Below are 16,843 nucleotides of genomic sequence, written 5' to 3'. Positions count from 1 at the left end.
GTCCTGAGCCAGGATCAAACTCTCCAACAATGTCTTCGAATTCAATCGAGGCAAAATACTTGCTCTCAAAGGAAACCCCGACGAGGGGTTTCATATAAGCTCTACTGGCTTAGTTCACTAGCACACTGTTGAGTTCTCAAGCAACACACCCCGAGTCGCACCGCCGTCAAGCGGCCTTACTCGAAGCGAGTTATTTCTAGCAGTTTTTGGTGGGCCACCCACTCAATCGCGATCCGCGAGAGCTTGGTTCGTGTCCCTGCCGCTCGGTTTCCCTGGCGACTTGGAGAACTTTACATGCCCCGAAAGGGCCCGAAACAGGGGGGTCCCTAAACAAGATCAGCGCAGGTCAGACCCCATGACGAAGCCCGTCCGCGGCTCAGTCTGCACCCACGGGCCCCGGAGCGCCAGCGAAAGAACATTGCTCCGACTACATTGCACCGTATTGCTCCGCGCCAGTGCTCCGCCTAGCGTCGGCCGCATGAACCTCGCCCACGACGACCTCGGCCCGCGCGACGGGCTGCCGGTCCTGCTGGTCCACGGCCACCCCTTCGACCGCTCCCTGTGGCGGCCCCAGGCCGAGTACCTCGCCGAGCTCGGCCACCGGGTCGTGACCCCCGACCTCCGCGGCTACGGCGACTCGAGCACCGGGGACACCAGGACCGGCCTCGACGTCTTCGCGGCCGAGCTCGTGGAGCTGGCCGACCACCTGGGGCTGGCGAGCTTCGTCCTCGGCGGCCTCTCCATGGGCGGCCAGATCGTCATGCAGCTGATGACGAACCACTCGCGGAGGGTGGAAGCCCTCGTCCTGGCCGACACCTTCCCCGGCCTCGACACCCCCGAGGCGAAGCAGGCCCGCTACGACACCGCGGACCGGATCACCGAAGAGGGCATGGCGCGCTACGCCGACGAGCTGCTCCCCAAGATGATCTCGAAGCGGACCCGCGCGACCAGGCCGGACGTCGAAGCGCACGTCAAGCGGATGATGCGCGACGCCCCGAAGGAAGGAGCCGCGGCCGCGCTGCGGGGACGCGCCGAGCGTCCGGACTACACGCCTGCGCTGAAGCACTTCGACGTCCCCACCCTGGTCGTCGTCGGCAGCGAGGACGAGTTCACCCCGGTCGCCGACGCCGAGCTCATCCACCGGGAAATCCGGGGTTCGGCCCTGGTGGTGATCGACGGCGCGGGCCACCTGCCTAACCTGGAGCGCGAGACCGAGTTCGACGACGCCCTCAAAACGTTCCTGAAGAGCAGCGGAGCCACCCCATGACCCAGCAGACCGTGTTCGTGACCGGCGCCAGCGCCGGCTTCGGCGACGCCATCGCGCGCCGGTTCGTCGCCGAGGGCGCCCGCGTCATCGCCGTCGCCCGCAGCGAGGACAAGCTCGAGAAGCTGGCCGGCGAGCTGGGCGACGCCGTCCTGCCGGTCAAGCTCGACGTCAGTGACCCCGACGCCGTCAAGACCACCATCGAGAACCTCTCCGAAAACTGGCGAGAGGTGGACGTCCTGGTCAACAACGCCGGCTTGGCCAAGGGCCTCGAGCCGGCCCACCAGGCCGACCTCGACGACTGGGACCAGATGATCGCGACCAACGTCCGCGGCCTCGCGCACGTCACCCGCGCGCTGCTGCCCGGCATGGTCGAGCGCGGCCGCGGCCACGTGATCAACATCGGCTCGATCGCCGGCACCTACCCCTACCCCGGCGGCAACGTCTACGGCGCGACCAAGGCGTTCGTCCACCAGTTCAGCCTCAACCTGCGCAGCGACCTGCACGGCACCGGCGTCCGCGTGACGAACGTCGAGCCGGGCATGGTCGGCGGCACGGACTTCTCGAAGGTCCGCTTCGACGGCGACGCGGCCAAGGCGGACAAGGTCTACGAGGGCACCACCCCGCTGACCGCGGACGACGTCGCCGAGTCCGTCTACTGGGCGGCGAGCCAGCCGAAGCACGTCAACATCAACGTCATCGAGCTGATGCCGGTGGTGCAGAGCTTCTCGGCCCTGCAGATCTACCGGGAGAGCTGAAAGAGGTCGGCCAAAGCCTGCTGACCGGGGTCCAGCTCGGTCAGCAGGCGCTTGGTGCGCGGCCGCCCGCCGGTCGACGGGTAGCGCAGCACCAGCTCGCCGATGCCGGCCAGCTGGTCGAGCAGTTCCCGCACGGACAGGTTCATCCCCGCCCGGTCGGCTTCGCGCCGCATCAGGTGGGTGACGGTTGCGGCGAGCACCGAGACCAGGCCGTGCGCCGCGATCCGCTGCCGCGTCCACTCCCAGCGCGGGGTCGGGCCGGTGACGGCCGGCCCGGTGAGCCAGCGGAACGTCGATTCCAGGTGGGTGCGCGCGCGGTAGGCCGTGACGACGTCGCCGATCGGCCAGTCCCGGTCGGTGACCAGGACCTGCTTGCCGAAGAACTCCTCGTCCAGCCGGGCCAGCGCGGCGGCGTCGATCCGCCGTTCCAGCCGGATCTCCCCCGGCCGGTTCCCGCTGAGCACGGCGGTGAGCACGCGTTCGATGCGCCGGCCGCGCGTCACCCGGCCGAGCTCGGCGTGCACCTGGGCGCGGTCGCCGCGGTGGGTGCCCGCGGCCAGTGCCTCGGCCAGGCCGTCCAGCTCGCGGGTCGCGGTGGCCAGCTCGTCGGCGAACGCACGGGACTGCGCCGCGTGCAGCGTCGCCGAATGCGTCAGGATCACCCGCCGCCGGACACCGTCGACCACCGCGTGCGTGTCGAGCGCCGTCAGCCCGGCGAACCGCTCGGGGTCGACGCGCTTGCGGGCGGACGCGGGCTGGGTCAGCAGCTCGGGGTGGTCGGTCAGCGGCAGCGACCCGACGAACCCGCTGCGTGAGCCGAGGTCCAGCTGGGCCGCTTGACCGGAGTGGAACACGAGCGTCGCGGGCCCGAGCCCCGCCATGAGCGACGCGAACGTCGGTGCCGTGCCGTCGTCGCGCCGGTACAGCCGGGACGCCAGCGGGATGGCGCCGTCGCGGGTCACCCGCAGGCCGACGCCGGCGAGGACGCCCCGGCACGCCGAGGGCAGCGTGCAGTCGGCCGGGGCGAACGCGGCGAACTGGGGGACGTCGACGGCGAGCGCCGCGTGGTCGTCGAGCGTCTCCAGCACGGCGGCGGCGACCGCCTCCTCGATCCCCGCGATGCGTTCCGGCGTAAGGCGTTCCAGCGCCTTCCAGACTCCGTCCACAGTGGACGGGCGCGGCCGGACGAGGTCGGCGGCCGGTCCCGACGCCCACCATTCCGGCAGCGGCGTGCCGGGCGCGGTCGCCCGGTGCAGCACCGCGACCGCGAGGGTCGGCCCGAGCGGCGGTTTCGCGCGCACCACGTCGTCGACGCGGCGGACGAAGTCCAGGCGCGAGAGCGTCGACCACACCGCGGCGACGTCGCCGAACGCGCGGTACGCCGTCGAGGCCGGTTCGCCACCCGGGACGGCGCGGGCGATCTCCTCGGCCGTCCCGAGGTAGCGCTGGGTGACCACCCGCGGTTGGCCGTCGACGCGGCCGGACTCCGCCAGGTAGTAGTACGTCCGTCCGCCGATCTTCTTGCCGACCACCGATGCCACCCTTTAGGTAATACACGTCGAGCCGCTGATCGACAACCACGGCACCGCGGTGACCTGCGACGACGATCACGTCCGGGTACAACCGCAGCCGGGTGCGCAACACACACTGGCTGGTCGCCCGAGGACGGTCCTAGCGTGGGCGGAATGGGACCCGAACCCGACGCCACCACCCCGACCGCCTCCGCGATGCGCCGCGCGCTCGCCCGGGCGCGTGACGGGAAGACACTGGACGTCACCGAAGCGGCCGTCCTGCTGCACGCCCGCGGCGACGACCTCACCACGCTTTCCGAGTACGCCTCCCGCATCCGCGACGCCGGCCTGGCCGAGGCCGGGCGCGCCGGCATCATCACCTACAGCCGCAAGGTGTTCATCCCCCTGACCCGGCTGTGCCGCGACCGCTGCGGCTACTGCACGTTCGTCACCGTGCCGGGCCGGCTCGAATCGCCGTTCCTGTCCCCGGACGAGGTCCTCGACATCGCCCGCAAGGGTGCCGAGATGGGCTGCAAGGAAGCCCTGTTCACGCTCGGCGACCGGCCGGAGGACCGCTGGAAGGCCGCGCGCGAGTGGCTCGACGCGCACGGCTACGACGACACGCTCTCCTACGTCCGCGCGATGGCCATCCGGGTGCTCGAGGAGACCGGCCTGCTGCCGCACCTCAACCCGGGCGTGCTGACCTGGCAGGACTTCCAGCGGCTCAAGCCGGTCGCGCCGTCGATGGGCATGATGCTGGAGACCACCGCGACCCGGCTGTGGAGCGAGAAGGGCGGGCCGCACTACGGCTCCCCCGACAAGGATCCGGCGGTCCGGCTACGGGTGCTCGAAGACGCCGGGCGCAGCTCGGTCCCGTTCACCACCGGGGTGCTGATCGGCATCGGCGAGACGCACGAAGAGCGCGCGGACGCGCTGTTCGAGATCCGCAAGGTCGCCCGGACCTACGGCGGCATCCAGGAAGTCATCGTGCAGAACTTCCGGGCCAAGCCGGACACGAAGATGCGCGCGACCCCGGACGCCGACCTCGAAGAGCTGGCCGCGAACATCGCCGTCGCGCGGCTGGTGCTCGGCCCGAAGATGCGCATCCAGGCGCCGCCGAACCTGATCGGCAGCCAGTACGACCTGATGATCCGGGCCGGCATCGACGACTGGGGCGGCGTCTCGCCGCTGACCCCGGACCACGTCAACCCGGAACGCGCGTGGCCGCAGATCGACGAGCTCGCCCGCCGCACCGAAAAGGCCGGGTTCGAGCTCAAGGAGCGGCTGACGATCTACCCGGAGTACGTCAAGGCCGGCGAGCCGTGGCTGGACCCGCGGATCACGCGGCACGTCGCCGCGCTCGTCGACTACGAGACCGGGATGGCGCGCGAGGACGCGATGCCGGTCGGCATCCCGTGGCAGGAGCCGGACGGCGGCTGGCAGGAGTCCGGCCGCACCGACCTGCACACCGAGATCGACACGAGCGGCCGCACCGAAGACCGCCGAAGCGACTTCGACTCCGTCTACGGGGACTGGAAGGAGATCGGCGACCGGATCAAGACCGGGCCCGCCAAGTTCGACACGGACATCCTGGAAGCGTTGCGCAGCGCGGAAAAGGACCCGGCGGGCCTGTCCGACGACGCCGCGCTGGCGCTGCTGCACGCCGACGGCCGCGAGCTGGACGCGTTCACCCGGATCGCCGACGACCTGCGCCGCGAGACCGTCGGCGACGACATCACGTTCGTCGTCACGCGGAACATCAACTTCACCAACGTCTGCTACACGGGCTGCCGGTTCTGCGCGTTCGCGCAGCGGCGCACCGACGCCGACGCGTACACGCTTTCGCTGGAGCAGGTCGGCGACCGCGTCGACGAGGCGTGGGCCGCGGGCGCGACCGAGATCTGCATGCAGGGCGGCATCCACCCGGACCTGCCGGGCACCGCGTACTTCGACCTCGCGGCCGAGGTCAAGCGCCGTCAGCCGGAGATCCACCTGCACTCCTACAGCCCGATGGAGGTCGTGAACGGCGCTTCGCGGACCAACCTGTCCCTGCGCGACTGGCTGATCAAGGCCAAGGAGTCCGGCGTGGACTCCCTGCCGGGCACGGCGGCGGAGATCCTCGACGACGACGTCCGCTGGGTGCTGACCAAGGGCAAGCTGCCGACGTCGGAGTGGATCAAGGTCGTCACGACGGCGCACGAGGTGGGCTTGCCGACGACGTCCACGATGATGTACGGCCACGTCGACACCCCGGCGCACTGGGTCGCGCACCTCAAGCTCCTCGCGCGGCTGCAGCGCGAAGGCCTGGAGAAGCACGGCCGGCGCGGGTTCAGCGAGTTCGTGCTGCTGCCGTTCATCCACCAGAGCGCGCCGATCTACCTGGCCGGGCTCGCCCGCCCGGGCACGACGCTGCGCGAGAACCGCGCGGTGCACGCGCTGGCCCGGCTGCTGCTGCACGGCATGATCGACAACATCCAGAGCTCCTGGGTGAAGCTCGGCGAAGAGGGCAGCCGCGCGGTGCTGCGGGGTGGCGTCAACGACATCGGCGGCACGCTGATGGAGGAGACGATCAGCCGGATGGCGGGCGCGTCCAACGGGTCCTACAAGACGATCAGCGACATGCGCGCGATGGTCGAACCGCTCGGCCGGCCGCTGGTCCAGCGGACGACGGGGTACGGGCGGCCGTCGGCGGAGCGCGTCGCCGCCGCAGAGGCGTCGGACGGCGTCGCGACGGCGGTGCGCAAGCCGCTGTTGCCGCTGCTGACCCCGTGAGGCGTGGCGGGCGCCTTCCCGGCGCCCGCTACCCTTCCGCCCCATGGGGGTTTCTCGCTTCGCGCCACTTCTCTTCGTCACGCTTCTCGCGGGTTGCGCTGCGACGCCGCCACCGCCCGCGCCGACCCCGACGCCCACGCCGAGCCCGACGTACGGGCCGCCGCCGTCGACGGGACTGTCGCTTTCGGTCGGCCAGGTCGAGGCCGGGCTGGGCCACCGCGCGAGCGTGCTGACGCTGACCAACCGGGACACCGCGCCGCGGCAGGTCACCGGCTACCCCGACCTGAAGATCCTCGCGGGCGACGGCTCCCCGCTCGGCGTGAAGGTCGAGCACGGGACTTCGTACTTCGCGCGCGACCTCGGCCCGCAGGACCTGACGGTCCAGCCGGGCGAGAAGGTCGTGGCCGTGCTCGCGTGGTCGGCGACCGTCACGAGCGGCGACACGCGCACGGGCGCGGCAATCGCGGTGGTGCCGGTACCGGGCGAACCTGCGCAAAAGCAGCCCCTCGACACCGATCTGGGCACCACGGACACCGTCACGGTCAGCTCGTGGGCCACCGAGGTGGGGGCCTGACGACCCTGTGTCACCGCTCACAAACCGACGGTTGACCAGCGGGACTCTGTGCTACCTCTGGTCCTTCACCGGCCGGAAGGGACCTCGATGAGCACCTCCGTAGCGCCATTGGAAACGGTCGACACCGACCGCTACCCGCTCACCGATCCGGACAGCCCCGCGTGGCGGGAGACCGTCGCGCGCACCCGCGCCGACCTGGCCGACGCCGGCTGCAGCGTGCTCACCGACTTCATCCGGCCCGAACTGCAGGAGGCCCTGCGCGCGGAGTGCGCCGCGCTGGAGCCGCACGCTTACACGAAGATCGAGAAGGTCAACGCCTACAACACGGCGATCGACCAGCCGCTGCCCGAAGACCACCCGGGCCGCACGATCATGGAGCGCGGCAACGCCTTCGTCGCGCGGGACCACATCCCCGCGTCGTCGATCATCGCCCGGCTCTACACCAGCCCGGTGTTCCAGCGGTTCGTCGCCGACTGCTTCGGCCTGCCGGAGCTGCACGAGCTGGCCGACCCGCTGGCCGGGCTGACGCTCAACGTGATCGCGCCCGGCCGCGCACACCCGTGGCACTTCGACACGAACTCCTACACCGTGAGCATGCTGACCCAAGCCGCCGAAGCCGGCGGGACCTTCGAGTACTACCCGGGCATCCGGTCGGCGGCGGACGAGAACTTCCCGGCCGTCCGGGCCGTCATCCAGGAGGACGGCACCCATCCGGTCCAGCGCCTCGGCCTCCGTCCGGGGGATCTCCAGCTCTTTCAAGGACGCTTCGCCTTGCACCGGGTCAGTACGGTGGAGGGTGCGATCGCGCGCCATTCCGCGATCTTCGCCTACAGCGAGCGCCCGGGGGTCATCGGCAGCGCGGAGCGGACCAGGCAGCTCTTCGGCCGGGTCCTGCCGGCCCACCTCGGCGGGCGCACCGACCGGGGCGACGAGCTGCTCGACTAGATCTCGACCAGATCAGGAGCCTGGCCAGTGCCTTTCGACTCGACCGGCAAGATCTCGTTCGACCACATCTACACCGCGCCCGACCCGCGGCCGTTCTTCGGCACGCTGCGGCGCGTGGACTACCACATCCCCCAGCTCGCGAAGCCGTACTTCGCCAAGCTGATCGCCGAGCACCCCGCCGAGCGCCCGACCGTGCTGGACGTCGGCTGCTCGTATGGCGTCAACGCCGCGCTCCGGCGCTGCGACGCCACGATGGACGACCTCTACGCGCACTACACCGCCCCGGAAGTGCGGGCGCTCGGCCACGCGCAGCTGATCGAGGCCGACCGCGGCCGCGTCACCCAGCCGGGCGGGGCGAAGTTCTACGGCCTCGACGCGTCGGCGCCGGCGCTCGAGTATGCGCTTTCCGCCGGGTTCCTCGACGAGGCGATCCACGCCGACCTCGAACGCGACGACCCCGAACCCACCCAGCAGAAGCTGCTCGACGACGTCGATCTGGTGATCTCGACCGGCTGCGTCGGCTACGTCACCGAGAAGACCATCACCCGGATCGCGCGGGGCGCGCGGCCGTGGATGGCCCACTTCGTGCTGCGGATGTTCTCCTACGAGCCGGTCGCCGACGGCCTGGCCGGGCTCGGCTACGAAACCGCGCAGGTCGACGGCGTGTTCCGGCAGCGGCGGTTCGCCTCCGCCGAGGAGCAGAAGCAGATCCTCGACACGCTGGACGCCGCCGGGGTCGACCCCACCGGGCTGGAAGCCGACGGGTGGCTCTACGCGCAGCTGTATGTTTCCCGTCCTGAAGGCGCGGCCACCTTGGCCGGCGCCCTTGGCAACTTCGACGAAGAAGGATGACCGTGAGCAGTCCGGACTGGTCCACCCGCACCTTCGGCAACGAGGACCGGCTTCCCCGTGTCCCCGTCCCCACGCTGGAGGACAGCGGCCGCCGCTTCCTCGAGTGGTGCGCCCCGCTGCTGACGCCGGACGAACTGGCCGAAACCGAAGCCGCGGTCGCGGAGTTCCTGGCGCCGGACAGCCCCGCGCACGGGCTGCAGGCCGCGCTCGAGGAGTACGACCGCTCGCCCGGCGTGCGCAGCTGGCTCGACACGTTCTGGCCGTACCGCTACCTCGGCCGCCGTGACCGGATCGCGCTCAACGCCAACTTCTTCTTCCTCTTCCAGGACTCCCCGCTGGGACAGGTGGAGCGCGCGGCCGAGCTGACCGCGTCCGCCGTGGACGACAAGCTGAAGCTCGACGCCGAACTGGTGCCGCCGGTGCTCCTGCGCGGCACGCCGCAGTCGATGGTGCAGCACAAGTACCTGTTCTCGGCCACGCGCATCCCGGGCGAGCTGCTGGACACCGCGCGCACGCGCTTCCCTTCGCCCGAGCGGCACATCGTCGTGTTCTCGAAGGGCACGCCGTTCCGGATGGACGTCCTCGCCGAAGACGGCCGCCCGTACTCGCCGGCGCAGCTGGCCGACGGGCTGCGCGCGATCCTCAAGGACGACCACGTCACCGACGTCCCGGCCGGCCCCTTCACGACGAAGGCGCGCGCGGAGTGGGCGGCCTCGCGGGCCGCGCTCGTCGACGCGGGCAACGCCGACGCGCTGGAGACCATCGAGACCGCGTTGTTCTGCCTGTGCCTGGACGACTTCACGCCGTCGGACGCCCTCGAAGCGGGCGACCGCCTGCTGTACGGCGACAACCGCTGGTACGACAAGGCCGTGTCGCTGATCGTGTTCGAGGACGGCACCGCGGGCATCAACGTCGAGCACTGCGAACTCGACGGCACGACGATCCTCGGTTTCACCGACGCGCTGCTGAGCGGTTCGCGCGAGGAGCGGGAACCGGCTTCGGGCGTGCCCGGCTACGAAGTCGTCGAGTTCACACTGACCGACGCCCTCCGCGAAGACGCGCGCGCCGCCCGAGAAGCCTTCAAGGCCTACGCGGACGCGACGGCGACGCAGACCGTGTCGTTCGACTTCGGCGCCAACCGCGCGAAAGAGCTGGGGATGTCCCCCGACGCCTTCGCGCAGATGTCGTACCAGCTCGCGCATCGCCGGGCGAAGGGCCTGACGGGTGCGACGTACGAGTCGATCGCGACGCGGCAGTTCCAGAACGGCCGGACCGAAGCCATGCGGGTCGTGACGCCCGAGGTCGTGCGCTTCGCCGACGTCATGACCTCGGACGCCTCTGCCGAGGAGAAGCGTGCCGCGTTCCGCGCCGCGGCGGCCAAGCACGTTTCGCGGGCGAAGGAGTGCCAGGCCGGGGACGCGCCGGAACAGCACCTGTGGGAGCTGCAGCTGATCGCGAAACGCCGCGGGGACGCCACGGACCTGCCGCTGTACTCCTCGCCGGGCTGGCTGAAGTCGCGTGACGACTACCTGAGCACCAGCTCCGCGCCGTCGGTCAACATCCAGTACTTCGGGTTCGGGTCGACGAGCCCGCAGTGCATCGGCATCGCGTACGTGCTGCTGCCGGACCGATGGAACATCTACCTGAGCACGCCGAAGCACGTGTCGGCGGAGATGTACCGCTTCGCCGACGAACTCGCTGTCGCGGTGCGGGAGCTGCAGGACCTACTGGCCGAGTAGCCGGCGCAACCAGTTCAGCCGGGCGGCGCGCGCCGCCCGGCTGAGCCGCGCTTCGGGCGCCAGCGAGTCGAAGCCGTGGAAGCCGCCCGGCCACACGTGCAGCTCCGCCTCGCCGCCCGCCTGCCAGATGCCGCTCGCGTACGCCACGACCTCGTCGCGGAACGTCTCCGCCGTGCCCACGTCCAGGAACGCCGGCGGCAGACCGGAAAGATCGGCCGCGCGAGCCGGGGCCGCGTACGCCGGGACGTCGGCGGTGCCCCGGCGGTCGCCGAGGTACGCCGTCCAGCCGATGAGGTTGGCCGTCCGGTCCCACAGGCCGTGGCCGTCGAGGTCGACCGCCGACGGCGTGTCGTTGCGGTCGTCGAGCATCGGGCAGGCGAGCAGCTGGCCGGCCAGTTTCGGACCGCCGCGGTCGCGGATCAGCAGCGCCAGCGCCGCCGCCAGCCCGCCGCCCGCGCTGATGCCGCCGAGCACGAGCGGGCCGGCGCAGTTCTCGGCCGTCCACAGCAGACCGGCGTGGCAGTCCTCGAGCGCCGCCGGGTACGGGTGCTCGGGCGCGAGCCGGTAGCCCGGCGAGACGACGGTCAGGTTCGGTTCGCCCGACCAGGCCAGCGCGTTCCGCGCGTCCTGGCCGAGGTGACTGCTGGCGATCAGGCCGCCGCCGTGGACGTAGTACAGGACGCCCACGCTTTCGGCCGGGCGCAGGACGAGCAACGGGACCTCGCCCGCGTGCTCCTCCGAAACCCGGTACGCCGGGTACGCGGCGGCCAGCTTTTCGAGCGTCCAGTCGTCCGCGGCGTTGAGCTCCCTGCGCCCCGGGATTTCGTCCAGGCGCGACAACGACGGGCGAAGCGCGCGGATCGCCTCGATGACGGGCGCCAGCTCCGGGTCGAACGGCGGCGGCGTCACGACGTCGGGTCCGAGACGACGAGGACCAGGGAGCCGTCGAACGTCCGCTGCTCGCGCAGGCGGCCGTAACGGCGGTCCCACGTGCCGTCGTCCAGGTCGTGCTGCAGCTCGGCGGCGAAGCGGTGGTGCACGCGGTCGTCGACGAAGCTCCACGCCGAGCACGACAGCCGCGCGCCCGGGTCGAGCAGGCGTTCCGGCCGCGCGTAGTAGGCCTCGTTGAAGCCGTCCGTGCAGTCGATCGGGATCGGCACGCCGACGACCGACGTGTTTCCGCCGAGCCCGTCGGCGATGTCGTCGACCGACGGGTAGCGCCGCGCCTCGGTCTCGATCACCTCGGGCGCGTAGTCGAGCAGCCAGAACCGCCGCAGCAGCGCGGGATCGCAGGTCAGGATGGCGATCGGGCCGCGGGTGACCCGGCGCATCTCCTTGAGCCCGGTCCACAGGTCGTTCCACTGGTGGACGCTGAACGTGCTCATCGCGCCCTCGAACGCCCGGTCCGGGAACGGGAGCTTTTCGGCCACCGCGTCGATCGCCGGCGGCAGCTCCGCCGGCCGCTGCGCGCGCATCGACGCGGACGGCTCGACGGCGGTCACTTCGCGGTCTTCCGGTTCGTAAGCGCCGGCGCCCGCGCCGACGTTCAGCACGGTCCGAGCGTCGCCCAGCGCGTCGAGGATGTACTGGCCGATGCGGGGATCCGGCTTGCGGTAGTCGGTGTAGACCCCGCCGATCGCCCCGTAATCCGCGTCCCCGGCGCTGCCGTCCGCACGTCGCTGGCTCATGACTGAAAACTATCAGCGCGGCCGGCCGTCGAGGGTGTTGCTCCGCTGGGCGTAAGCGGACGCCGGGCATCCGGCGCAGTCGTCAATTCCTGTCGCAAACTTGCGTAAGTTCGTCCAAGTATTGCGATTTCCTGTCCGAGATTCGTATGATCCGGATCACAGAGGTCCCCACCTGCTGCGGAAAGGCCAGTGCCGCCCATGTCCCCCAGCTCTGTCTTCAGCGCGCCCAAAATCCGTTGCGGCGTCTTGGCCGCGGCGGTCATCGCCGCCGCCGGACTCACGATCGCCGCCGCCCCCACGGGCAGTCCGGCCCTCGCGGCCGGCCGCGGTGCGAGCGTCCCCTTCGTCGAACAGGAAGCCGAAACCGCCGCCACGAACGGTTCGGTCATCGGCCCGAACCGCGCGGCGGGCACGCTCGCCGGCGAGGCGTCCGGCCGCAAAGCCGTGACGCTGTCCGGCCAGGGCCAGTACGTCGAATTCACGCTCACCGCCCCCGCGAACTCGATCGACTTCCGCTACAGCGTCCCGGATTCGGTGAACGGGACGATCTCGCTGTACGTCGGCGGCGCCCACAACCGGGACATCGCGCTGACCTCGAAGTGGGCCTGGTACTACGGCTCGTACCCGTTCACCAACAACCCGGGTGACGGGCACGCGCACCACTTCTACGACGAGACCCGCGCCCTGCTCGGCACGTCGTACCCGGCCGGCACCAAGATCAAGCTCCAGGTCGACGCGGGCGACGTGACGCCGGCGACGATCGACCTCGCCGACTTCGAGCAGGTCGGCGCCGCGGCCACGCGCCCGGCGAACTCGGTGTCCGTCACCGACTACGGCGCGACGGCCGGTGACACGAGCGACGACGCTTCGGCGTTCGACTCCGCCGTGGCCGCCGCGAAGAGCCAGGGCAAGGAGGTCTGGATCCCGTCCGGGACCTTCACCCTCGGCCACCACATCACGGTCGACCAGGTGACGATCCGCGGCGCCGGACCCTGGTACTCGGTGCTCACCGGGCCACGGGCCGGGATCTTCGGCAAGGGCGAACCGGCGAGCTGCGGGACGTCGACCTATCCCGGAAATGCCGCGGTGCCGGGCACGAGCAGCGCGGTGAAGCTCTACGACTTCGCGATCATCGGCCAGGTCGACGCGCGCGTCGACTGCGACCAGTCCAACGCCGTCGGCGGCGCGCTGGGCGGCGGCTCGGTCGTGCAGAACCTGTGGCTGCAGCACACGAAGGTCGGGCTGTGGCTCGACGGGCCGTTCGACGGGCTCACCGTGTCCGGCAACCGAATCCTCGACCAGACCGCCGACGGGCTGAACCTGCACCAGGGCATCAGCAACGTCACGGTGACGAACAACTTCCTGCGCAACACCGGCGACGACGGCCTGGCCATGTGGTCCGAGCACGACGCCGACCACCACAACACGTTCTCCTTCAACACCGTGCTGCTGCCGATCCTCGCCAACAACATCGCGATCTACGGCGGGCACGACAACACGGTGTCCGACAACGTCGTGGCCGACAACCAGGACCAGGGCGGCGGCCTGCACATCGCGAACCGGTTCAGCGCGGTGCCGCTCTCGGGCACCACGACCGTCGCGCGCAACACCGCGATCCGCACCGGCGTGCTCGACTCGAACTGGCAGTTCGGCGTCGGCGCGCTGTGGTTCGACGGCCGCGATTCGGCCATCACCGGCCGCGTCGACGTCACCGATCTCGACCTGCAGGACAACAACTACGAGGCCATCCAGTTCATCGACAGCGCCACGACGGACGTGCACTTCACCAACGTCAAGATCACCGGCGCGGGCACGTTCGCCTGGCAGATCCAGGCCAAGCCGACGGGGTCGGTGAAGAACGTCGTCGCGACCGGTGTCGGGCGCGCGGGTGTCTACAACTGCATGGGTCCGGACGCGATGGCCGGGCTGGCCGACCAGGGCGGCAACTCGGGCTGGTCGACGACGTTCTGCGGCTCGTGGCCGACGCCGGTCTACGGCTCGGACAACGGCGGCACGACGACGACCACCCCGACCACGCCGCCGACGACCACCCCGACCCAGCCGGCCGGGAACCTGGCGCTGCACAAGAACGTCACGGCGTCCGGTTCGCAGGGCGGGTTCCCGGCTTCGAACGCCGTCGACGGGGACGCGAACTCCTATTGGGAGAGCGCGAACAACGCGTTCCCGCAGTCGCTGACCGTCGACTTCGGCAGCACGGTCGGCGTGTCGCGGCTGGTGCTGAAGCTGCCGCCGTCCCCGGCGTGGGGCACGCGCACGCAGACGATCGCGGTCGACGGGGTCAAGGCGGCCGCCGGCTACACGTTCGACCCCGCGTCCGGCAACACCGCGACCATCACGTTCCCCGCGACGTCCGCACGCACCCTGCGGCTGACCTTCACCGGAAACACCGGCTGGCCCGCCGGGCAGCTGTCCGAACTCGAAGCCTATTCGTCCTGAGAGGTGATGACGATGTCCCGCATCCCGGCCTTACTCGCCGCCGCGCTCGCCGCGTCCGGCATGGCGATCCTGTCCGGCAGCACGCCGGCCGCGGCCGCGACCTGCCCGGCGACGGCCTCCGGCGGCGCGAGCGTGCCGTTCCGGACGGTCGAGGCCGAGTGCTCGGCGACCACCGGCTCGGCCGTCGGTCCCGACTACACCCAGGCCTCCATCGCGTCGGAAGCCTCCGGGCGGCAGGCCGTGCGCATCACGACCGGGCAGTACGTCGAGTTCACGCTGCCCGCGGCGGCGAACTCGATCAACGTGCACTACAACCTGCCCGACGGCTCGTCCGGGCGGCTTTCGTTGTACGTCAACGGAAGCAAGCTCGGCAGCGGGCTCCCGGTGACCTCCCGGTATTCCTATGTGGACACCGGATGGATCCCGGGCGCCAAGACGCACCACTTCTTCGACGACGCCCGCCTGCTGTTCGGCCAGAACGCTTCGGCGGGCGCGAAGGTCCGGGTGGCCGCGGACTCCGGTGACGTCGGCCAGGCGACCATCGACCTCGCGGACTTCGAGCAGGTCGGCGGCGCGGGTACGCAGCCGGCCGGCTCGCTTTCGGTGACCGATTACGGCGCCACCGCGAACGACTCTTCGGACGATTCGCAGGCGTTCCGGAACGCGCTTTCGGCGGCGCGCTCCCAAGGTCGCGAGGTGTGGGTGCCGTCCGGCCGCTTCGAAATCGGGTCGGCGCTGCAGATCGACCAGACCACCGTCCGCGGCGCCGGCCAGTGGTACACGGTGTTGCACGGCAACAACATCTTCAACAACGGCAGCGCGTCCGGGAACATCAAGCTGTACGACTTCGCGGTGTTCGGTGACGTGACCGAGCGGAACGACGGCAGCCCGGACAACGCGTTCCACGGCGTCCTCGGCAACGGCTCGGTCGTCAGCGGCCTGTGGATCCAGGACACGAAGTGCGGGCTGTGGCTGATGAACGGCGCGTCGTCGAACGTCACCATCGAGAACAACCGCATCCTCGACACCCAGGCCGACGGCGTGAACTTCGACGGCGCCGTCACGAACTCGACGCTGCGCAACAACTACCTGCGCAACAACGGTGACGACGGGCTCGCGCTGTGGTCCAACGGCCAGGCCGACTCGGGCAACTCACTGGTGAACAACACGATCGTGCAACCGAACCTGGCCAACGGCATCGCGCTGTACGGCGGGTCGGACAACACGGTGAGCGGCAACCTCGTCCAGGACACCAACGCCCTCGGCGGCGGCTACCTGGTGGCGAACCGGTTCAGCTCGGTGCCGCTGTCCGGCACGGTGACGCTGTCGAACAACACGGCGCTGCGGGCCGGGGCGCTCGACCCGAACTGGCAGTTCGGCGTCGGCGCGCTGTGGTTCGACGCGCGGGACCAGGCGATCACCGGCGTGACGATCCGGGTCACCGGCTTCACCGCGATCCAGAGCCCGTACGAAGCGATCCAGTTCATCGACGGAAACGGCGCCGGCAAGCAGATCCAGGGCATCACCATCGACGGCGTCTCGGTGCAGGGCGCCGGGACGTTCGTGGCGCAGTCGCAGACGCAGGGGGCGGTGTCGATCAGCAACCTGACGGCGTCCGGCGTCGGCGTGACCGGGACGTACAACTGCCCGTACCCGGCGTCGATCCCGAAGATGACCTTCAGCGGGTCCGGCAACAGCGGCTGGACCGGCACGTGGAGCGACTGCTCGACGTGGCCCGCGCCGAACTCGGGGCCGCCGCAGCCCCCGCAGTCCGGGTCGAACATCGCCCGCGGGAAGGCGATCAGCGCGTCGGCCTCGCAGGGCGGGTTCCCGCCGTCGAACGCCAACGACGGGGACGCGAACACGTACTGGGAGAGCGCGAACAACGCGTTCCCGCAGACGCTGACGGTGGACCTGGGCGCGGCGGCGTCGATCAACAAGGTGACGCTGAAGCTGCCGCCGTCGTCGGCGTGGGGCGCGCGGACGGAGACGGTGACGATCTCCGGCAGCACCGACGGCGGGACGTACACGACGCTGGTGGGCTCGCGCGGCTACGCGTTCGACCCGGCTTCCGGCAACACGGCGTCGGCGTCTTTCACGGCGACGTCGCAACGTTTCGTCCGGCTGACGTTCACCGCCAACACCGGCTGGCCCGCGGGACAGGTGTCCGAGTTCGAAGTGGCGGCCGCCTAGAGCCTGTTTCGATGTGCTGACCAGCGGAGCTTCTGGCTGGCGTTGTGGGTGCGGCGTGTCTTGGATCAAATAGACGAGGTCTCCGGTAGA

General features: G+C 70.5%; 12 protein-coding genes. 9 read left to right on the top strand and 3 right to left on the bottom strand.

Translation table 11 applies throughout. The features are described from left to right. Positions 1–478 precede the first annotated feature (478 nt). Both ACWEVP_RS49945 and ACWEVP_RS49940 read left to right on the top strand, forming a co-directional pair. Positions 479–1,267 (top strand): alpha/beta fold hydrolase, encoded by a 789-nt coding sequence (locus tag ACWEVP_RS49945; RefSeq protein ID WP_452069656.1) that lies wholly within the window; start codon positions 479–481, stop codon positions 1,265–1,267. Continuing rightward, positions 1,264–2,022: an SDR family oxidoreductase gene (locus ACWEVP_RS49940; RefSeq protein WP_452069655.1), complete on the top strand. Its 759-nt coding sequence runs from the start codon at positions 1,264–1,266 to the stop codon at positions 2,020–2,022. The genes ACWEVP_RS49945 and ACWEVP_RS49940 overlap by 4 nt, the downstream gene beginning before the upstream one ends. Here the strand turns inward: ACWEVP_RS49940 and ACWEVP_RS49935 are convergent. Next, positions 2,007–3,554, bottom strand: coding sequence for an IS1634 family transposase (locus ACWEVP_RS49935; protein WP_452069657.1), 1,548 nt, complete (start codon positions 3,552–3,554; stop codon positions 2,007–2,009). The genes ACWEVP_RS49940 and ACWEVP_RS49935 overlap by 16 nt on opposite strands. A gap of 153 nt (positions 3,555–3,707) precedes the next feature. Here ACWEVP_RS49935 and ACWEVP_RS49930 point away from each other — a divergent pair, with 153 nt between their 5' ends. From ACWEVP_RS49930 to ACWEVP_RS49910, 5 genes are all read left to right on the top strand, one after another. After that, positions 3,708–6,305, top strand: a complete 2,598-nt coding sequence (locus tag ACWEVP_RS49930) for a bifunctional FO biosynthesis protein CofGH (RefSeq protein WP_452069654.1) — start codon at positions 3,708–3,710, stop codon at positions 6,303–6,305. Positions 6,306–6,348: 43 nt separating this feature from the next. After that, positions 6,349–6,879 carry a DUF4232 domain-containing protein gene (locus ACWEVP_RS49925; RefSeq protein WP_452069653.1) on the top strand — a complete coding sequence of 177 codons (531 nt, stop codon included), beginning with the start codon at positions 6,349–6,351 and terminating at the stop codon, positions 6,877–6,879. Positions 6,880–6,966: 87 nt separating this feature from the next. Then, positions 6,967–7,824 carry a HalD/BesD family halogenase gene (locus ACWEVP_RS49920; protein ID WP_452069652.1) on the top strand — a complete coding sequence of 286 codons (858 nt, stop codon included), beginning with the start codon at positions 6,967–6,969 and terminating at the stop codon, positions 7,822–7,824. Between the two features lie 27 nt (positions 7,825–7,851). Continuing rightward, a complete protein-coding gene (locus tag ACWEVP_RS49915) occupies positions 7,852–8,676 on the top strand; it encodes a class I SAM-dependent methyltransferase (RefSeq protein ID WP_452069651.1) in 825 nt (274 codons plus the stop codon). Further along, positions 8,673–10,415, top strand: a complete 1,743-nt coding sequence (locus ACWEVP_RS49910) for a choline/carnitine O-acyltransferase (protein WP_452069650.1) — start codon at positions 8,673–8,675, stop codon at positions 10,413–10,415. The genes ACWEVP_RS49915 and ACWEVP_RS49910 overlap by 4 nt, the downstream gene beginning before the upstream one ends. On the opposite strand, the gene ACWEVP_RS49905 is transcribed toward ACWEVP_RS49910, so the two are convergent. Then, positions 10,401–11,324 (bottom strand): alpha/beta hydrolase fold domain-containing protein, encoded by a 924-nt coding sequence (locus ACWEVP_RS49905; RefSeq protein ID WP_452069649.1) that lies wholly within the window; start codon positions 11,322–11,324, stop codon positions 10,401–10,403. The genes ACWEVP_RS49910 and ACWEVP_RS49905 overlap by 15 nt on opposite strands. Beyond that, positions 11,321–12,103 carry a class I SAM-dependent methyltransferase gene (locus ACWEVP_RS49900; protein WP_452069648.1) on the bottom strand — a complete coding sequence of 261 codons (783 nt, stop codon included), beginning with the start codon at positions 12,101–12,103 and terminating at the stop codon, positions 11,321–11,323. The genes ACWEVP_RS49905 and ACWEVP_RS49900 overlap by 4 nt, the downstream gene beginning before the upstream one ends. Before the next feature lie 198 nt (positions 12,104–12,301). Between ACWEVP_RS49900 and ACWEVP_RS49895 the strand changes: the two genes are divergently transcribed. Continuing rightward, positions 12,302–14,560 carry a discoidin domain-containing protein gene (locus tag ACWEVP_RS49895; protein ID WP_452069647.1) on the top strand — a complete coding sequence of 753 codons (2,259 nt, stop codon included), beginning with the start codon at positions 12,302–12,304 and terminating at the stop codon, positions 14,558–14,560. Positions 14,561–14,566: 6 nt separating this feature from the next. Next, complete coding sequence (locus ACWEVP_RS49890; protein ID WP_452069646.1) at positions 14,567–16,753, top strand: discoidin domain-containing protein; 2,187 nt, start codon at positions 14,567–14,569, stop codon at positions 16,751–16,753. Positions 16,754–16,843: the final 90 nt, after the last annotated feature.

The organism is Amycolatopsis sp. NPDC003865 (assembly GCF_053605345.1).
This window is presented reverse-complemented; position numbering and strand designations above follow the sequence as displayed.